Here is an 18,427-nt window from a genome sequence, read left to right as displayed (position 1 = left end):
GCGCCCGGACTTTCCCCCGTCATCAGGATATGCCAAGGCAGCCCGCGATGAGCAGGATCGCCGGCAACCCCATTCTCGACATGCAGCGCGCCTATGGCCTGACGCTGCGCGTCGCGCGCTGGCGTGAGGGCGCGGCCGGGACGCCGCTCGTCTTCCTCAATGGCATCGGCGCCGACATCACCGCCGCCGCGCCGCTGCTCGCGCAGATATCGGGGCGCGAGGTGTGGACGCTCGACATGCCCGGTGTCGGCGGCTCGCCCGATGCGCTGATGCCCTATGGCGCGCCGACGATGGCGGCGATCGTGGTGGAGATCGCCGACCGCTTCGGCCACGACGCGATCGATCTCGCGGGCTTCAGTTGGGGCGGCGCGCTGGCGCAGCAGATCGCGGTCCAGTTTCCGGGGCGCGTCCGCCGCCTCGTGCTGATGGCGACCACTCCGACGGTCGCGGCGCCGGGAATCGGCTGGGCGGCGCTGCTCGACGACGACATGCTCGCGAGCGGACTCAAGCTGCCCACCGCGACCCCGCTCGGCCTGGCCTATCAGGCTGCGGCGATGGCGGGCTGGACGAGCGCGCCGATGCTGCCGTCGCTGAAGAATCTGCCGACGCTGGTCCTGATGGGCAAACGCGACGGCGTCGTCCCGGCGTGCCACGGCCAGACGATCGCCGAGCTGATCGACGGCGCGGTGCTGGAGGTGGTGCCGGGATCGCACCTCTTCCCCTTTACCCATGCCGCGACGGTCGCGGCGCGGATCACGGCGTTTCTGGACCAACCGCAGACGGCGGCGCGAGCCGCCGCTTGAGGAAATCGGCGATCGCCGCGGCGGTCGCATCGGGCGCCTCCTCCATCGGCAGGTGGCCGATCCCGCCCAGCAGCACGACCTCCGACCCCGCGATACGCTCATGGAATGTCTCGGCCGCGCTCGGGTTGATCAGCCGGTCCTCCTTGCCGAACAGGATCAGCGTCGGCGCCTTGATCGCTCCGATCCGGTCGGCCATCGCCGGTTCGCGGTCGAGCTTCGCACGGAGCGAGGTCGCTTCGCGGTTGCCCGGAAAGCGCAGCAGCTCCCAATAGCGGTCGACCATCGCGTCATCGACGATCTCCTGCCGCGCGACCGACCCGCGCAGCGACTTTTCGACCAGCGCGCGCGGCGTGATCTGGCTCGCGAGCCAGCGGCCGAACGGATATTGGAGCAGGCGGAAGCCGACGTTCGACGGCGCGCGCTTTTCGCCCTTGCGTAGCGGCATGCCGGCGGCGTCGAGCAGCAGCAGCGCGTCGACCCGGCCGGGCTCGGCGAGCGCATAGCGCCAGGCGACCCAGCCGCCCATCGAATTGCCGCCAAGAATGAAATGATCGAGGTCGAGCCGCGCCGCGACGACATCGACCGCGGCGATCATGCCATCGGCCCCATAATCCTTGTCGGGCGTCGCGCCGGTCAACCCGTGGCCGGGAAGGTCGAGCGTCACGATGCGATAGCTTCCGCCGAGCCGCTTCACCAGCGGCTCCCATGTCTGGAGGCTGCTGTTCGATCCGTGGAGCAGCACCATCGCGGGCCCGTCACGCCGGCCTTGGTCGCGATAATGGATGTGCTGTCCCGCCGGACCCAGCGCGAACTGGACGTCGGGGCCGCCATATTTGGCGATCATCGCGTCGCGATCGCTATCGGGGGTGCGCAGCGCGAGGAAGGCGATGAGAATCGCCAGCACTACGCCCAGCGGGATCAGGACGCGCTTGCGCCGCAGGAGCGGGCGCCGCGGCGGCGGCCCCTCGAATTCGTCATCGTCGATCATAAAGCCTCCCCGACCCCGCCTTCGACCCTAGCGGGTGCCCCGGCGGGGTCAATCCGCGCCGCTAATGAATCGTGCGGCGGAAGGTTTCGGGAAGAAACAGCAGGCCGACGACGAGGGTCAGCAGCGCGACCGCGACCGGGTACCAGAGGCCATAATAGATATTCCCCGTCGCCGCGACCATCGCGAAGGCGGTCGTCGGCAGGAAGCCGCCGAACCAGCCGTTGCCGATATGGTAAGGCAGCGACATCGCCGAATAGCGGATGCGGCTGGGGAAAAGCTCGACGAGCAGCGCGGCGATCGGGCCGTAGACCATCGTCACCAGCAGCACGAGCCAAAAGAGGATCGCGACGACGAGCGGCTTGTCGATCGCCTCAGGGTCAGCCTTCTCGGGGTAGCCCGCCTCGGCCAGCAATCGCGGGAGGGCGACACCGAAGCTTGCCTTGTCAGTAACGGGAAGCACTTCTTCGCCAACGTGGACCACCGCTCGGCCATCATAGGTCCCATCCTCATTGGCGTATGGAATCCCCGCCTTGGCCAGCCCGGACTTGACAATATCACAGCCGGTCCGGTCGAACGAGGTTCGGCCGATGGGGTCGAACTGGAACGAACAAGTCTCTGCTTGAGCGAACACGACGACGGGCGCGCGCGCTTGCGCTTCGGCGAGTGCCGGATTGGCCGCGGCGGTCAGCATCTGGAAGGCGGGAAAATAGGTGAGCGCCGCAAGCGCGCAGCCGGCGAGGATGATCGGCTTGCGTCCGATCCGGTCGCTAAGCCAGCCGAAGAGGATGAAGAAGGGCGTGCCGAGCGCAAGCGCGATGGCGATCAAGATGTTCGCGGTCGCGCCGTCGACCTTCAGCGTCTTTTCGAGGAAGAAGAGCGCGTAGAATTGCCCGGTGTACCAGACGACCGCTTGGCCCGCGACCGCGCCGAGCAGAGCGACGAGCACCCATTTGAGGTTGACCCAGCGGCCGAAGGCTTCGGTGAGCGGCGCCTTCGAGGTCGTGCCTTCTTCCTTCATGCGGCGGAACACCGGGCTTTCCTCGAGCTGGAGGCGAATCCACAGCGAGACGCCGAGGAGGATGACCGAGACGAGGAAGGGGATGCGCCAGCCCCAGTCCGCGAACGCCTCCTCGCCGACGAGGAAGCGCGTCGCGATGACGACGAGCAGCGCCGCGAACAGGCCGAGCGTCGCGGTGGTCTGGATGAAGCTGGTGAAGAGACCGCGCTTCCCCTCGGGCGCATGTTCCGCGACATAGGTCGCGGCGCCGCCATATTCGCCGCCGAGCGCGAGCCCCTGCACGAGCCGGAGCACCACGAGCAGGATCGGCGCCGCGACGCCCACCGCCGCATAGCTGGGCAGGACACCGACGAGGAAGGTCGACAGGCCCATCAGGCCCATCGTCACGAGAAAGGTATATTTGCGCCCGACGAGGTCGCCGAGCCGGCCGAAGACCAGCGCGCCGAAGGGGCGCACCGCGAAGCCCGCGGCGAAGGCGGCGAGCGCGAAGATGAAGCCGGTGGTTTCGTTGACCCCCGAAAAGAACTGCGCCGAAATGATCGTCGCGAGCAGCCCGTAGAGGTAGAAATCATACCATTCGAAGACGGTGCCGAGCGAGGAGGCCAATATGACCTTGCGTTCGCTCTGCCGCGTTTCGGTGGGAGCCACTGCCGCGGTATCTTTGGCCATCTCTTCCCCCGTTTGCCCTGAGCCTGTCGAAGGGCCGTTCTTGCTTTAGCGATGCTAAGGAAAGGACGGTGCTTCGACAAGCTCAGCACAAACGGAAAATGAGGTTTGTCTGTGATTTAACCGACGCGCGTCACCGCGCCCTTGTGCGCGCCGACGCCGCCGCGGCGCGGGCGAAAGCGGCGCTTGCGCTGGCCTTGGCCATCGGCGGCGGGAGCCGCTTCGTGGCGCGGGCCGCGATCGCCGCGCGGCTTGCCGCCGTCACGCTGGCGCTGCGCGTCCTCGCGCTGGCGCTGCGGATCGCGGCCCTTGCCGCCGGTGTTGCGCGGCGGCTGGGCGGGCTTGGGCAGGTTGCGGACCATTTCCGAAAAGCCGTCGGGCAGCTTGACCGGCTCGGCGCGGGTGCGCGTGACGCGCTCGATGTCGCGCAGATAGGCCTTTTCGTCGGGGGCGACGAAGCTGATCGCGATGCCCTCCGCCCCGGCGCGCGCGGTGCGGCCGATGCGGTGGACATATTGTTCGGGCACGTTCGGAATCTCGAAGTTGATCACATGGCTGACCCCGGAGACGTCGATGCCGCGCGCGGCGATGTCGGTCGCGACGAGCAGCCGCACCTGCCCCGAGCGGAAGGCCTGGAGCGCCGTCGTGCGCTGCGCCTGGCTCTTGTTGCCGTGGATCGCATAAGCTTGGATGCCCGCACCCGCGAGGTGGCGAACGACGCGGTCGGCGCCGTGCTTGGTGCGGGTGAAGATCAGCGCGCGGTCGATGTCCTCGGTCTTGAGGACATGATGGAGCAGCGCCTGCTTCTCCTTCTGCTCGACGAAGGTGATTTGCTGGCGGACCTTTTCGGCGGTCGTCGCCTGCGGCGCGACCGAAACGGTAACCGGATCGTTCAGGAACTGATCGGCGAGACCCGCGATTTCCTTGGGCATGGTGGCAGAGAAGAACAGATTCTGACGGCGCGACGGCAGCAGCTTGGCGACGCGGCGCAGCGAATGGATGAAGCCCATGTCCATCATCTGGTCGGCCTCGTCGAGGACGAAGATCTCGACATCGTCGAGGCGCAGCGCGCGCTGGTCGATCAGGTCGAGCAGGCGGCCGGGCGTGGCGACGAGAATGTCGACGCCCTTCGCCAGATCGCGAATCTGCTTGTTGATCGGCACGCCACCGAAGACGGTCGAGACGCTGAGCTTGGTGAAACGGCCATAGTCGCGGCAGCTCTGCGCGATCTGCGCGGCGAGTTCGCGCGTCGGCGCCAGCACGAGCATGCGGCAGCCGCGCGGCGTCGCGCGATGCGGGTAGGTCAGCAGATGATGGATCGACGGCAGCGAGAAGCCGGCCGTCTTGCCAGTGCCGGTCTGCGCGATACCGCACAGGTCGCGACCCTTCATCAGCGGCGGAATCGCCTGGACCTGAATCGGGGTCGGGATGGTGTAATCCTTGGCGGCAAGCGCGCGATTGATGTCGGCATGCAGGCCAAAGTCGTTAAAAGTCGTCATAAAATACTCACATAGGGCGACGCGCAGGCGCATCCGTTCGCATCGAACGGACGGCGCACGGCCGCGGGTTCGAAACGACCCGCGTGAAAGGGTGCCTCTGGGGACAAAGCGCTGGTCCGGCTCGCCCGCGCCTGAAAATGGGCGGGAAATCACGCTGCCGGGGGTTGCGGCGAATCGATCCGCCATGCTGCGCTGCACAATCATATGGCATGCGTTGCGAAGGAATGCAAGATTATTGCGCCTACCGTCACCCCGGGGTTGACCCGGGGTCTGTCTTTCCCTTCAAAACAGGCGGGCCCCGGGTCAAGCTCAGGGTGACGATGGGAGAGATATCTTGGCCGAGAAGATCATCGTCATCGATGAAGGCACCACCTCGACCCGCACGATGTTGTTCGCCGCCGATGGCACGCCGCTCGGCAGCGCGCAGCGCGAGTTTCGGCAGCATTACCCCGGCCCCGGTCTCGTCGAGCATGATGCCGCCGAAATCTGGAACGCGACCCTCGCCTGCACGCGATCGATGATCGACAAGGCGGGCGGTTCGGATCGGATCGCGGCGATCGGTATCACCAATCAGCGCGAAACGGTGGTGTTCTGGGACCGTGCGACCGGCGAGCCGCTCGCCCCCGCGATCGTCTGGCAGGACCGGCGCACCGCCGCCGAGTGCGCGGCGCTCAAGGAGGCAAGGCACGAGGCGGCAGTGCAGGCGACGAGCGGCCTGCTGCTCGACCCCTATTTTTCGGGAAGCAAGATTGGCTGGGCGCTGAAGAATTGGCCGCAGCTTCGCGAGGCAGGCGATCGGCTCGCGGTCGGGACGATCGAATCCTATCTCGTCTATCGCCTGACCGGCGGCGTCCATGTCAGCGATGCGACCAACGCCTCGCGCACCCTGCTGATGGCGATCGACGGCGCGCACGGCTGGGACGAGGGGCTGTGCGACCTGCTCGGCGTACCAAGAGCGCTGCTGCCCGAGATCGTGGGCTGCACCGCGACCGTCGGCACCACCGCCCCCGACCTGTTCGGCGGCGCGATCCCGATCTGCGGCATGGCGGGCGACCAGCAGGCGGCGACGATCGGACAAGCCTGTCTCGCGCCGGGGCAGACCAAGGCGACCTTCGGCACCGGCGCCTTCATCCTCTCGGCGAGCGGGCTTACCCGCCCGCATTCGGCGAACCGCCTGCTCGCCACCGTGCTGGTGCAGGAGGGCGACGCGCGGTCCTACGCGCTCGAAGGGTCGGTGTTCGTCGCGGGCAGCCTGATCCAATGGCTTCGCGACGGGCTCGGCCTGCTCGCGAGCGCGGGGGAGAGCGAGGGGCTGGCGCGTTCGGTCGCCGACAATGGCGGGGTCTATCTGGTGCCCGCGCTGTCGGGTCTCGGGGCGCCGCACTGGCGGCCGAACGCGCTCGCGGCGCTGTCGGGGCTCAGCTTCGCGAGCGGCAAGGCGCATGTCGCGCGCGCCGCGCTCGAGGCGCAGGCCTATCAGGCGCACGATCTGAAATCGGCCTTCGCCGCCGACGGGGTCGACTGGGCGGAGCTCAGGATCGACGGCGGCATGGCGGCGAACAACTGGATGGCGCAAGACCTGGCCGACATGCTCGACCTGACCGTCGAGCGGCCCGAATTCGTCGAAAGCACCGCGCTCGGCGCCGCGATGCTCGCCGCGACCGGGGCCGGGCTCTACCCCGACCTCGCGAGCGCCGCCCGGGCGATGCGCGGGCGCACGACGCGCTTCACCCCGGCGCTGGATGCGCAACAACGCAAAACGCGCCTTGCCGGGTGGCAAAGCGCGCTTGCAAAGGTTTTGAGGTAAGTTCGAAGCGCCTTAGCGCTTGAGCGTCAGACCGCCGAAACGCTTGTTGAACTTGGCGACCTGGCCGCCCGCGTCGAGCATGCGGCCCTGGCCGCCGGTCCACGCCGGGTGCGCGGTGGGGTCGATTTCGAGCGTCATCACGTCGCCCTCGCTGCCCCAGGTCGAGCGAGTCTGATATTCGGTGCCGTCGGTCATCTTGACCGTGATCATGTGATAGTCGGGGTGAATGTCTTTTTTCATCTTATAGCTCCTGCGCCGCTGGTTTCCGACCAGCGGCTGAGTCCGTGCGCCCGGGGACGCTAAGGCGCGCCCTTACCGGGCAATCGCGGGAAAAGCAACACCCTCCCCTCGTCATTGCGAGCGAAGCGAAGCAATCTCCAGCTATCGGTCTTGCGCAAGGCCGATGGCTGGAGATTGCTTCGTCGCTGCGCTCCTCGCAATGACGGCGAGAACGAAATGGATTGGGTTCAGTCGCCCGGTGGATCGGCGATCATCGCGGTGAACTGGCACTCGGTCGCCAATTGCCCGTCCAGCATCGCGCGTCCTTCGAACTTGCAGATGTTCCGCTTCGCCTGGAGGATGGTGACGTGAAGGTCGAGCAGGTGGCCGGGTTCGACGGGTTTCCTGAACTTCACCCCGTCGATGCCCATGAAATAGACGAGCTTGCCCGTCCCCGCGAGCCCCAGCGATTCGATCGCGAGGACCCCGCCCGCCTGCGCCAGCGCCTCGACGATGAGGACGCCGGGCATGATCGGCCGGCCGGGGAAATGGCCCTGGAAGAAGGGCTCGTTCATCGTCACCGCCTTGACCGCGTGGATCGAGGTGTCCTTCACCATCGCGACCACCCGGTCGACGAGCAGCATCGGATAACGATGCGGCAGCAGCGCCAGGATCCGGCGGATGTCCGCCGGACCCAGAGCGCCTTCCGCCTTGTCCCCCTCGCCCATCGCCTTAGCGCGTGGTCGGAGGCGTGCCGGCGGCCGGAGCGGGCGCCGCGGGTGCCGTCTGACCCTGACGGGCGCGGGCGGCGTCTACGATCGCCTGATTCTTCTGCTGCATCAGCTGGCCCGGCTGATAGCCGGCCGGCACCGCGATCGAGACGGCCGGCAGCAGGGTGTTGAGCTCGGCGGTGATCGCATCGGTGATGTCCACCGGCGGCTGCGCGGCGAGAACGACCTGCTGATCATAGTTCAGAAGCAGGTCGACCTTGCGCTTGGTCATCGCGCCCTTGACCGCGTCGTCGAGACGCACGGTGATCTGGTCGATCACATAGGCGCGCGCCAGTTCGTAGGGCTGGGCCATCTGGGCGAGTTCGCGCTGCGCGGCCGCCGACTTGTCCTGGAAAGCCTTGACCGCGGCGTCGATCGCCGCCTTGTTCTGCGGCGTTTTCTTGGCTTCCTCGTTCGCCTTGGCGCGCAGCACGTTCAGCTCGGCGCCCAGCGTCTGATCGCGAGCCTCGACCTGATCGATCTGCGCCTTGTAGGTGGTGCGGATCTGCCCCAGCGCGGTCTGGTAGGCGCTCGAGCGCGTCGTCGCCACATCGAGGTCGGCGATGCCGATCCCGGTCTTCGATTGGGCCGCGGCGGGGGCGGCGACCATGGGCGAAACCGACAGCGCGGCGATCGCGAGCGCCGAAGCGACAAAAATTTTCTTCATCAGAATTGGGTTCCTACGTTGAATGAGAAGCGTTTCGTATCATCGCCCTCTTCTTTGCGAAGGGCGTAAGCGAAGTCGATCCGGAAGGGACCGAAGGGAGAATTCCAGTTGACGCCGGCGCCGATCGACACACGCGGCATCCAGGTGTCGCCATAGAAGCGTTCCTCGAACGGAGCCATCGACGAATAGCCATCGGGACAGATACTGTAGTTACCGGTAGGTGCGCCGTTCGAATCCGTCCCCTGAGTCCCGAACTGCTGGTCGCCGGTTGCCGCGTTGCGGCATAGATATTTGGTGAGATTGTCCGCCGGATCCTTGAAGTTGGCGAGCGTCGTCAGATTCGGCCGCTTCACGCTGAACACCGAACCGACGTCGAGGAAGATCGACGGACGCAGCCCCATTTCCTTGGCGCCCGAGCCGAGCGGAATATCGACCTCGACGCGGCCCTGATAATAGGCACGGCCGCCGAGCGCGTCGTCGATGAGCTGGTTGCGGTCGATCGTCGTGTCGAGCACCGGGTTCGCCGGGTCGCTGATATCGACGCTGGAGTAGCGGATCACGCGCGGGCCGAGGCCGCGAATGTCGAAGCCGCGCATCTGCGGCTCGCCCAGGAAGAAGCGGTCGGTCAGCCGGACCTTGTCGCTGGTCGGCGTCGGCCGGCCGCCGAGAGGATAGATATAGCCGCCTTCCGCCGAGAGGTTGAGGATGAAGCGGCTGCCGAGGTTGAAATGCTTGCTCGCCGCGGCGCGGCTGCGGACATATTTGACGCTGCCGCCGAGACCCGCGAAATCCTGGCTGAACGAGAAGGACTGGCCGCGCGTCGGACGGCGGCTGTTGTCGCGGTCGTCATAGGCGAGCGTGAAGCCGAGAAGCGATGTCGTGCGCTTGCCGATCGCGTCGCACAGATAGCGGCCGGCCACCAGCGGGTCGCACTCGTCGCCGAAATAATAGATGCTGCGGTCGAGCGACACATCGTCGAAGTTGAGGCTGTAGCGGCCGAAAGCCGACATATATTCGGTCAGCGGCACGCCGACGTTGATCTGGAAACCCGTCGTCGTCTGCTCGAACGTCGTCCGGCGGTCGTTGTTGATGAAGTTGAACGAATTGAGGTCGCGACGATAGACGCTGCCGCCGAGCGAAATGTTGCGGTCGAACAGATAGGGCTCGGTAAAGCCGAGCTCGACCGATTTCGAATAGCTCGAATAATTGACCGAGGCCTGCAGCTGCTGGCCGAGACCGCGGAAGTTGCGCTGGCGGATCGACGCTTGGACGAGGAAGCTCTCGATCGACGAGAAACCCGCCGAGAGCGACAGTTCGCCGGTCGGTTTTTCCTCGACATTGGTTTCGAGGATGATGCGGTCGGGGGCGCTGCCTTCCTTGCGCTCGATCTCCAGATTTTCCTGGAAATAACCGAGGCTGTTGAGGCGGCCTTCGGTGCGCTTGACCGCGAAGCTGTTGAACGCGTCGCCTTCGTTGAGGCGGAATTCGCGGCGGACCACCTTGTCCTGCGTCAGCGTGTTGCCGTTGACGTCGATCCGCTCCACGTAAGTGCGCGGGCTTTCGCCAACGTTGAAGGTGATGTCCATCGTCCGCGTTTCGGGGTTGCGATGGAATTCGGGATTGATGTCGGCGAAGGCGTAGCCGAACAGGCCCGCCGTTTCGCTGAGGCTTTCGACCGTGTCCTCGACCTGCTTGGCATTGTACCAGTCGCCGGTCTTCATCGGCAGCATCGCCTTCATCGTCTCCGGCTTGAAGTCGCGCAGACTGCTTTCGAGGTTCACGTCGCCGAACTTGTAGCGTTCGCCTTCCTCGACGACATAGGTGATGATGAAGTCCTGCTTGTTGCTGGTCAGCTCGGCGACCGCCGAGATGACGCGGAAGTCGGCATAGCCGTTCTGCAGGTAGAAAAGGCGCACCTTCTGCTGGTCGTAGGCGAGGCGGTCGGGATCGTAGGTGGTGTTCGACGAGAGCATCGTGAGAAGCCCTGTCTCCTTGGTCGCCATCTCGTCCTTGATATCGCCGTCGCTGAACTTCTCGTTGCCAAGAATGTTGATCTGGCGAACCTTCGACTTCGGCCCCTCGTTGATCTCGAACACCACGTCGACGCGGTTCTGGTCGAGCTGCACCATCTTGGGCTCGACGGTCGCGGCGAAGCGGCCCTGGCGCTTGTAGAGCTCGATGATGCGCGCGACGTCGGCGCGAACCTTCGACCGGGTGAAGATCTGGCGCGGCGCGAGCTTGATCTCGGGCCGGATCTTGTCTTCCTTCAGGCGCTTGTTGCCCTCCAGGATCACGCGGTTGATCACCGGATTCTCGGTGACCTGGATCGTCAGCGCGCCGGCATCGTCGGTGATCTGATAATCCTTGAACAGTTCGGTCGCCGCGAGGTCCTTCAGCGCCTGGTCGAGCGTCGCGCGGTCATAGGACTGGCCGACACGCAGGCGCAGATAGGAGAGGATCGTCTGGGATTCGAGGCGCTGGTTGCCGGTAACGGTGATCGACCTGATCGTCGATGCGGTCGGAACGGCTTCGGGCGCCGGAACCGGAAGGGTCGGCACGACCGGCGGCGGCGGCGGCGCGGCTTCCTGGGCGAGCAGCGGCGCGGCGGGCCACGCCAGCATCGTTCCCGCCATAAGGAGTGCCGACAGCTGCGTCCGCGCCGTGAAATTGTGTGAAGCCACGCTGTTCATCCCGCCAAAATAACTCAAAAGCGACAAACCCGCTTGCCTGCGGGTTGGCGCGCACTCCTGCACCAGTCCGCTTATCCAATCAAGCGCGCGATCCGGTCCCAGGCCCCGATTGAGCCCAAATCGTTGAAAGTCACGACCAACATCAGCGCGACGATCGCCACGAAGCCGAACCGGAACGCCCATTCCTGCACTTCCAGCGGCGCCGGACGCCGCCGGATCGCTTCATAGCCGTAAAAGAGCAGATGGCCACCATCGAGCATGGGCAATGGCAACAGGTTTATGAACCCCAGATTGATGGAGATGAGCGCCGCGAGAAACACGAGCTGGGACGCGCCGAGGCTGGCCGCTTCCCCCGATACCTGCGCGATCTTGACCAGTCCGCTCAAATCCTTGATCGAACGGTTGCCGGTAAGCAACTGTCCGAGCACTTCCCAGGTCTGCCGGACGATTTGCGCCGTCTGGCGCGCCGCGACCAGAGGCGCCTCGGCGAGCGGGACTTTCTCGAACTCGACCTTGCCCGGTCCGATGCCGATCAGGCCGCGCTCGAAGACGTTGCCGAACCGGTCCTTTTCCTTGACCAGCCGCGGCGTCAGGCGGACGGTCCGCTCGCCGCCGCCTCGTTCGAAACGGACGTCCATCGCCTCGCCCGGACGATGCGCGACGGCCATCGGGATATCGATGAACTTTTCCATCGGTCGCCCGTCGATCGACAGAATCCTGTCGCCGGGACGCAGTCCCACGGATTCGGCGACCGAACCGGCCTCCACCATTCCGACAATCGCGGGGGTGGTCGGCACGCCGCTGAGCGAAGCGAAGCCGGCAAGGATCAGGATCGCGAACAGGAAGTTGGTGACCGGCCCCGCGGCGACGATCAGCGCGCGCTTCCACACCGGCTGGGCGGGAAAGCTGTGCGCCCGCTCGTCGGCGGGCAGGTTCTGCCACTCGGCGTCGGGCTGGCTGACCGCGTCGCGGTCGCCGGCGAACTGGACATAACCGCCGAGGGGCAGCCAGCCGATCTTCCATTCGGTCCCGCGCCTGTCGGTCCAGCCGAGAATCCTGCGCCCGAAGCCGATCGAGAAGGCATCCGCCTTCACGCCGCACCAGCGGCCGACGATATAATGGCCATATTCGTGCACGAAGACCAGCGGCCCGAGCACGAGAAGGAAGGCGACAAAATAGAGCCAAATCGGCACATTAGGCATGTTCAAGCTGGTCCACAAAATGCTGCGCGGCCGCGCGCGATGCGGCATCGACGCTGAATATGTCCTGAAGCGACACCGGATGGGCGGGCGCCTCGGCGTCGATCACGCGGCGCACGGTGTCGACGATCGCCGGGAAGGGAATACGCCCGGCGAGGAAGGCGGCGACCGCCACCTCGTTCGCGGCGTTGAGCTGCGCCGGGCGCGCGCCGCCCGCGGCGATCGCGGCGCGGCAGAGCGCGGTCGCGGGGAAGCGCGTTTCGTCGGGCGCCTCGAAATCGAGCCGGCCGATGGCCGCGAGGTCGAGCGGCGCGCACGGCGTTTCCATGCGCTGCGGCCAGGCGAGCGCGCTGCCGATCGGAATGCGCATGTCGGGCGAGCCGAGCTGCGCGAGGGTCGAGCGGTCGACATATTCGACCATCGAATGGATCACCGACTGCGGATGAACGAGGATCTCGATGCGGTCGAGACCCACGGGAAAAAGATGATGCGCCTCAATGAGTTCGAGGCCCTTGTTCATCATCGTCGCCGAATCGACGCTGATCTTCGCGCCCATCGACCAATTGGGATGCGCGACCGCCTGCGCCGGGGTGACATGCGCCATGTCCGCCGCGCGCATCGTGCGGAAGGGCCCGCCGCTCGCGGTGAGGATGATCCGCCGCACCTGATCGATGCGCCCGCCCGCGAGGCACTGGAAGATCGCATTATGCTCCGAATCGACCGGCAGGATCGTCGCGCCCGACGCGCGCGCCGCCGCGGTCATCAATTCGCCTGCGGAGACCAGCGCCTCCTTGTTGGCGAGCGCGACGTCGTGACCCGCCTCGAGCGCCGCCATCGTCGGAGCGAGCCCCGCGCAGCCGACGATCGCCGCCATCACGAGGTCGGCGGGCCGCCGCGCCGCTTCGACCAGCGCCTCGGCGCCCGCCGCGACCTCGATGCCGGTTCCCGAGAGCGCATCCTTCAGCTCGCTGTAGCGCGCTTCCTCGGCGATCACGGCGAGGCCGGGGCGGAATTCGCGCGCAAGCCTCGCCAGTTCGGGCACGTCGCTGTTCGCGGTGAGCACCGATAGCGCCCATGCGTTGCCGTCCTGCCGGACGAGGTCGAGCGTCGAGCGCCCTACCGAGCCCGTGGCCCCGAACAGCGACAGGCGGCGTGTCATTTCAGCCCGCCGCCCGCACGGCGATGTGCCCGAGCACCGCAAGCGCGCCGAGGACCAGCGCGACCGGAAGCAACCCGTCGACGCGGTCGAAGAGACCGCCGTGGCCGGGGATCAGCTTGCCCGAATCCTTGACGCCGGCGCGGCGCTTCATCCAGCTTTCGCCCAGATCGCCGAGCTGCGCGAGCAGGCCCATGACAAGGCCGATCCACAGCGGCACGCCCGTGATGCCGCCGCGGTCGCCCAGCGTCGCGCTGACGATCAGCGCCGCGACCATCCCGCCGATCAGCCCCGACCAGGTCTTCGACGGGCTGATTTTCGGCGCGAGGCGCGCGCCGCCAAAGGCGCGGCCGGCGAAATAGGCGCCGATGTCGGTCGCCCAGACCATGCCGAACACCCAGAGCGCCGCGGTGACGCCCAGGCGGTCGCGGATGAACCAGAGCCCGGCGATGGCGCCGAGCACGAGGATCGGCCCCGCCACCATCAGCGCGCCCTTCACCCCCCCGCCGAGCGTCATCGCGCGCACCAGCGCGAACCATTCGACAAGCACCAGCGCGCCGCCGACGAGCAGCAGCAGGCCGAAGGCGATGCCCCCGAACCACAGCGCCGTGCCGGCGATCGCGAACAGCACGAGCGCCGATGCGATCCGCACCCAGAGGTCCGATCTTGCCGCTGTCGCCATTCCTACAACCCTCCGAAGCGGCGTTCGCGCCGCGCAAACTGGTCGAGCGCCGCCGCCAGATCGGCGGGCGTGAAATCAGGCCACAGCCGATCGGTGAAATATAGCTCCGCATAGGCCGCCTGCCACAGCAGGAAATTCGACAGGCGCACCTCACCCGAAGTGCGGATGAGCAGGTCGAGCGGCGGCAGGTCGGCGGTGTCGAGATGCGCCTCGATCGCCTCGGCGGTGATCGCCCCCTCCCCCGCCGCGGCGCGCGCGGCGCGCACGATCTCGTCCTGCGCGCCATAGTTGAGCGCGACCGCGAGCGTCGTGCGCTTGTTGCCCGCGGTGCGCGCCAGCGCGTCCTCGATCAGCGCGACGACATCGGGGGCGAGCGCGCGCCAGTTGCCGACGATCTTGAGGCGCACGTCATTGGCGGCGAATTCGTCGATGTCGCTGACGATGAAGCGCTTCATCAGCCCCATCAGGTCGCTGACTTCCTCCTCGGGGCGCTTCCAGTTTTCCGACGAAAAGGCATAGAGCGTCAGCGCTTCGAGGCCGAGATCGCCCGCCGCGCGCACGATCTTTCGCACCGCTTCCACTCCCGCGCGGTGGCCGGCGACGCGCGGCAGGTGGCGCTTTTTCGCCCAGCGGCCGTTGCCGTCCATGATGATGGCGACATGGCGCGCGCGGTGGTCAGTCTCGGGCACTGGAAAACCTAAAACTCCGCTCGCCCTGAGCTTGTCGAAGGGCCGTTCTTTCTTCCGGAAGGAAAGGACGGGGCTTCGACAGGCTCAGCCCGAACGGTTGAAAGGGAAGCACGAGCGAACACTAGCCCAGGATTTCCTTTTCCTTGGCGGTCGCGGCGGCGTCGATGTCGGCGATCGTCGCGTCGGTGAGCTTTTGCACCTCGGTCTCGTGGCGCTTGCGCTCGTCCTCGCTGATTTCCTTCTTGTTCTCGTCGGCCTTCAGATTGTCCATGCCGTCGCGGCGAACGTTGCGCACCGCGACGCGAGCCTTTTCAGCATATTGGCCGGCGAGCTTCGACAACTCCTTGCGGCGCTCCTGCGTCATTTCGGGGATCGGCAGGCGCAACATCTGGCCGTCGACGATCGGATTGAGGCCGAGACCCGCCGAGCGGATCGCCTTGTCGACCGGGCCGACGTTCGACTTGTCCCACACCTGCACGGTCAGCATGCGCGGTTCGGGCGCGCTGACCGAGGCGACCTGGTTCAGGGGCATGTGGCTGCCGTAGACCTCGACCGTCACCGGATCGAGCAGTGCGGTATGCGCACGACCGGTGCGCAGTCCCGCGAGGTCGTGCTTGAGCGATTCGACCGCGCCGTGCATGCGGCGCTCGAGGTCGGCCTTGTCATATTTCGCCATCGTCTTTTCCTCTACTGGGCGGCGTCGCCGACGACGGTGGCGACACCGTTGCCCGCCAGGACGCGTGCGAGATTGCCGGGTTCGCGGATGTTGAACACGACGATCGGGATATGGTTGTCGCGGCACAGCGCCACCGCGCTCGCGTCCATCACCTTCAGATTGTCGGCGAGAACGCGGTCGTAGGTCAGCCGGTCGTAGCGGGTCGCGGTCGGATCCTTCTTGGGGTCGGCGTTATAGACCCCATCGACGCTCGTGCCCTTCAGGAGCGCGTCGCACTTCATCTCGGCGGCGCGCAGCGCGGCGCCGCTGTCGGTGGTGAAATAGGGGGCGCCGACGCCGGCGGCGAAAATCACCACCCGGCCCTTTTCCATATGGCGTTCGGCGCGGCGGCGGATGACCGGTTCGCACACCTTGTCCATCTCGATCGCCGACTGGACGCGCGTCTCGACGCCGAGCTGTTCGAGCGCATTCTGCATCGCGAGCGCGTTCATCACCGTCGCGAGCATGCCCATATAGTCGGCCTGCGCACGGTCCATGCCCTTCGCCGCGCCCGCCATGCCGCGAAAGATGTTGCCGCCGCCGATGACGAGGCAGATTTCGAGCCCGCGATCCTTGGCCGCCTTCACCTCGGCCGCCATGCTGGCGACGGTATCGGGATCGATCCCGAAGGCGCTGGAGCCCATCAGCGCCTCGCCCGACAGTTTGAGCAAGATGCGTTTCAGGCCGGGCAATGCCATGGGGGAACCTCTATCGATGGGGTCACAATATGCGAATGGCGCGCACCCTAGTCAGAGTGCGCGCCATTGCCAAGCGGACTACCGCGCAGCGAAGCGCGGCAGCCGCAGCTTTCAAATCAGCGGCCGGCGGCGGCGGCGACTTCGGCGGCGAAGTCGCTCTCTTCCTTCTCGATGCCCTCGCCGAGCTGGAAGCGGACGAAGCCCTTCAAGGTGATCGTCGCGCCGACGTCCTTGCCGGCGGCGGCAACGACTTCGGCGACCGGGGTTTTGCCGTCGATCACGAAGGGCTGCGACAGCAGCGCGTTTTCCTTGCGGAACTTCGCGATCGTGCCGTCGACCATCTTCGATACGATGTCGGCGGGCTTGCCCGATTGCGCCGCCTTTTCCTCGGCGATCGCGCGTTCGCGCGCGACGAGGTCGGCGTCGAGATCGTCGCCGTTGAGCGCGAGCGGGTTCGCGGCCGCGACGTGCATCGCGAGCTGCTTGCCGAGCGGTTCGAGCACATCGGCGCCGGCGGTCGATTCGAGCGCGACGAGCACGCCGATCTTGCCCATGCCGGGTGCGGCAGCATTGTGGACATAGCCGGTGACGACGCCCGAGTTCACCGAAACGATCGCGCTGCGGCGCAGCGACTGGTTCTCGCCGATCGTCGCGATATTCTGGGTCAGCGCTTCGGCAACGGTGCCGCCCGAGGGATAGGCGGCGGCCGCCAGCGCTTCGGCGTCGCTGATGCTGCCGGCGAGCGCGACCTGGGTCACGTCGCGGACGAAGCCCTGGAACTGTTCGTTCTTGGCAACGAAGTCGGTTTCGCTATTCACTTCGACCATCGCGCCCTTGGCGCCGTCGGTGGCGACGCCGACGAGACCCTCGGCGGCGACGCGGCCGGCCTTCTTGGCGGCGGCGGCGAGACCCTTGGTGCGCAGCCAGTCGATCGACGCTTCGATGTCGCCGTTGTTTTCGGCGAGCGCCTTCTTGCAGTCCATCATGCCGGCGCCGGTGCGGTCGCGCAGCTCCTTGACGAGAGCGGCCGTAATCTCAGCCATGGGAATATCCTTTCCAAAAGCGGCAGGCCCTTGCTGTCGGCCTGCGATCTGCCCGCGCGCATGGCGGGGCGATAAGTCAAAGTGATGACCGGGACGGCGCGCCGCCTGTCGCCGCGCGCCGTCCCGTCATGCGAGCGTTCGCTTAGGCGTCGCTCTGACGTTCGGTTTCGGCAGCGGCTTCGGCCGGAACCTGCTCGTCCTCGGTCGCCGGAGCGGCAGCCTCTTCCACGAGCGCGGGCTCGGCGACGGGCTCGACCGCCGCACCCAGGTCCTCGCCGCGGTCGGCGCGGGCCTGCTGGCCGCCGCGCGTCGCCGCCTGGGCAACCGCGTCGCAATAGAGACGGATGGCGCGCGCGGCGTCATCGTTCGCGGGAACCGGGAAAGCGATGCCGTCGGGCGAGACGTTCGAATCGAGGATCGCAACGACAGGAATGCCGAGGACGTTGGCTTCCTTGATCGCCAGCTCTTCCTTGTTCGCGTCGATCACGAACATCACGTCGGGAATGCCGCCCATGTCGCGGATGCCGCCAAGCGACATTTCGAGCTTGTCGCGTTCGCGGGTCTTGTTGAGCACTTCCTTCTTGGTGAGGCCCGAAGTATCGCCCGAAAGCTGTTCCTCGAGCGTCTTGAGGCGCTTGATCGAGTTCGAGATCGTCTTCCAGTTGGTGAGCATGCCGCCCAGCCAGCGGTGGTTGACGAAATGCTGACCCGACGCACGCGCCGCGTCGGCGATCGGACCCTGCGCCTGGCGCTTGGTGCCGACGAACAGCACCTTGCCGCCCGCGGCCGAGGTCGACGAAATGAAGTCGAGCGCGCGCGCGAAGAGCGGCACGGTCTGCGACAGGTCGAGGATGTGGATGCCGTTGCGCGCGCCGAAGATATACGGCTTCATGCGCGGGTTCCAACGGTGGGTCTGGTGGCCGAAGTGGGCGCCGGCCTCGATAAGATTCTGCATCGTGACGACAGGGGTCGCCATAGTCTTTCTCCTTCCGGTTAGTCCTCTGGAAGGCAAGAACCGAGGCATCCGCGAAGGGATGGGCCCGGCACCGGTATGTGCGCCTTCCATGTGGAATGGGCGGCCCGTTAGCGACGTTCGCGGCGAAAAGCAAGCGGGAAGG

17 protein-coding genes are annotated in these 18,427 nt (G+C 66.5%); 2 read left to right on the top strand and 15 right to left on the bottom strand.

Annotation, left to right across the window (positions count from 1 at the left end):
• Positions 1 to 47: 47 nt before the first annotated feature.
• Positions 48 to 803: an alpha/beta fold hydrolase gene (locus CD928_RS00300; protein WP_095383357.1), complete on the top strand. Its 756-nt coding sequence runs from the start codon at positions 48 to 50 to the stop codon at positions 801 to 803.
• On the opposite strand, the gene CD928_RS00295 is transcribed toward CD928_RS00300, so the two are convergent.
• The 3 genes from CD928_RS00295 to CD928_RS00285 form a co-directional block, all read right to left on the bottom strand.
• Positions 754 to 1,791: an alpha/beta fold hydrolase gene (locus CD928_RS00295; RefSeq protein WP_095383354.1), complete on the bottom strand. Its 1,038-nt coding sequence runs from the start codon at positions 1,789 to 1,791 to the stop codon at positions 754 to 756. The genes CD928_RS00300 and CD928_RS00295 overlap by 50 nt on opposite strands.
• 61 nt (positions 1,792 to 1,852) lie before the next feature.
• Positions 1,853 to 3,478: an MFS transporter gene (locus CD928_RS00290; protein ID WP_095383351.1), complete on the bottom strand. Its 1,626-nt coding sequence runs from the start codon at positions 3,476 to 3,478 to the stop codon at positions 1,853 to 1,855.
• 116 nt (positions 3,479 to 3,594) lie between these two features.
• Positions 3,595 to 4,974, bottom strand: a complete 1,380-nt coding sequence (locus CD928_RS00285; protein WP_095383349.1) for a DEAD/DEAH box helicase — start codon at positions 4,972 to 4,974, stop codon at positions 3,595 to 3,597.
• A gap of 334 nt (positions 4,975 to 5,308) precedes the next feature.
• Between CD928_RS00285 and CD928_RS00280 the strand changes: the two genes are divergently transcribed.
• Positions 5,309 to 6,781 carry a glycerol kinase gene (locus CD928_RS00280; protein ID WP_095383347.1) on the top strand — a complete coding sequence of 491 codons (1,473 nt, stop codon included), beginning with the start codon at positions 5,309 to 5,311 and terminating at the stop codon, positions 6,779 to 6,781.
• Positions 6,782 to 6,793: 12 nt separating this feature from the next.
• Here the strand turns inward: CD928_RS00280 and rpmE are convergent, their stop codons facing one another.
• The 12 genes from rpmE to rpsB all read right to left on the bottom strand — a co-directional run bounded on the left by rpmE (position 6,794) and on the right by rpsB (position 18,285).
• The gene (rpmE, locus tag CD928_RS00275; RefSeq protein ID WP_095383345.1) at positions 6,794 to 7,021 is read right to left on the bottom strand and encodes a 50S ribosomal protein L31; all 228 of its coding nucleotides are present in this window, start codon (positions 7,019 to 7,021) and stop codon (positions 6,794 to 6,796) included.
• A 227-nt stretch (positions 7,022 to 7,248) separates the two neighbouring features.
• Entirely contained in the window at positions 7,249 to 7,728 is a 480-nt protein-coding gene (fabZ, locus tag CD928_RS00270) for a 3-hydroxyacyl-ACP dehydratase FabZ (protein ID WP_095383342.1), read from the bottom strand.
• A gap of 4 nt (positions 7,729 to 7,732) precedes the next feature.
• The gene (locus tag CD928_RS00265; protein ID WP_095383339.1) at positions 7,733 to 8,437 is read right to left on the bottom strand and encodes an OmpH family outer membrane protein; all 705 of its coding nucleotides are present in this window, start codon (positions 8,435 to 8,437) and stop codon (positions 7,733 to 7,735) included.
• Entirely contained in the window at positions 8,437 to 11,127 is a 2,691-nt protein-coding gene (bamA, locus tag CD928_RS00260) for an outer membrane protein assembly factor BamA (protein ID WP_095383337.1), read from the bottom strand. The genes CD928_RS00265 and bamA overlap by 1 nt, the downstream gene beginning before the upstream one ends.
• Positions 11,128 to 11,198: 71 nt before the next feature.
• Complete coding sequence (gene rseP / locus CD928_RS00255; protein WP_095383334.1) at positions 11,199 to 12,329, bottom strand: RIP metalloprotease RseP; 1,131 nt, start codon at positions 12,327 to 12,329, stop codon at positions 11,199 to 11,201.
• Positions 12,322 to 13,485: a 1-deoxy-D-xylulose-5-phosphate reductoisomerase gene (locus CD928_RS00250; RefSeq protein WP_095383331.1), complete on the bottom strand. Its 1,164-nt coding sequence runs from the start codon at positions 13,483 to 13,485 to the stop codon at positions 12,322 to 12,324. Before CD928_RS00250 ends, rseP begins: the two co-directional genes overlap by 8 nt.
• A gap of 1 nt (position 13,486) precedes the next feature.
• Positions 13,487 to 14,164, bottom strand: a complete 678-nt coding sequence (locus tag CD928_RS00245; protein WP_095383328.1) for a phosphatidate cytidylyltransferase — start codon at positions 14,162 to 14,164, stop codon at positions 13,487 to 13,489.
• Positions 14,165 to 14,166: 2 nt separating this feature from the next.
• Positions 14,167 to 14,853: a polyprenyl diphosphate synthase gene (gene uppS / locus CD928_RS00240; protein WP_095383325.1), complete on the bottom strand. Its 687-nt coding sequence runs from the start codon at positions 14,851 to 14,853 to the stop codon at positions 14,167 to 14,169.
• Between the two features lie 121 nt (positions 14,854 to 14,974).
• The gene (gene frr / locus CD928_RS00235) at positions 14,975 to 15,529 is read right to left on the bottom strand and encodes a ribosome recycling factor (protein WP_095383322.1); all 555 of its coding nucleotides are present in this window, start codon (positions 15,527 to 15,529) and stop codon (positions 14,975 to 14,977) included.
• Between the two features lie 11 nt (positions 15,530 to 15,540).
• Positions 15,541 to 16,266 carry a UMP kinase gene (pyrH, locus tag CD928_RS00230; RefSeq protein ID WP_095383319.1) on the bottom strand — a complete coding sequence of 242 codons (726 nt, stop codon included), beginning with the start codon at positions 16,264 to 16,266 and terminating at the stop codon, positions 15,541 to 15,543.
• A gap of 116 nt (positions 16,267 to 16,382) precedes the next feature.
• Positions 16,383 to 17,309: a translation elongation factor Ts gene (gene tsf, locus CD928_RS00225; RefSeq protein WP_095383316.1), complete on the bottom strand. Its 927-nt coding sequence runs from the start codon at positions 17,307 to 17,309 to the stop codon at positions 16,383 to 16,385.
• 142 nt (positions 17,310 to 17,451) lie between these two features.
• Positions 17,452 to 18,285: a 30S ribosomal protein S2 gene (gene rpsB / locus CD928_RS00220; protein WP_095383313.1), complete on the bottom strand. Its 834-nt coding sequence runs from the start codon at positions 18,283 to 18,285 to the stop codon at positions 17,452 to 17,454.
• Positions 18,286 to 18,427: the final 142 nt, after the last annotated feature.

The organism is Sphingopyxis sp. GW247-27LB (assembly GCF_002277025.1).
Classification (GTDB): Bacteria; Pseudomonadota; Alphaproteobacteria; order Sphingomonadales; family Sphingomonadaceae; genus Sphingopyxis.
The sequence above is the reverse complement of the archived record's forward strand: the minus strand, read 5'-3'. Positions and strand labels throughout refer to the sequence as shown.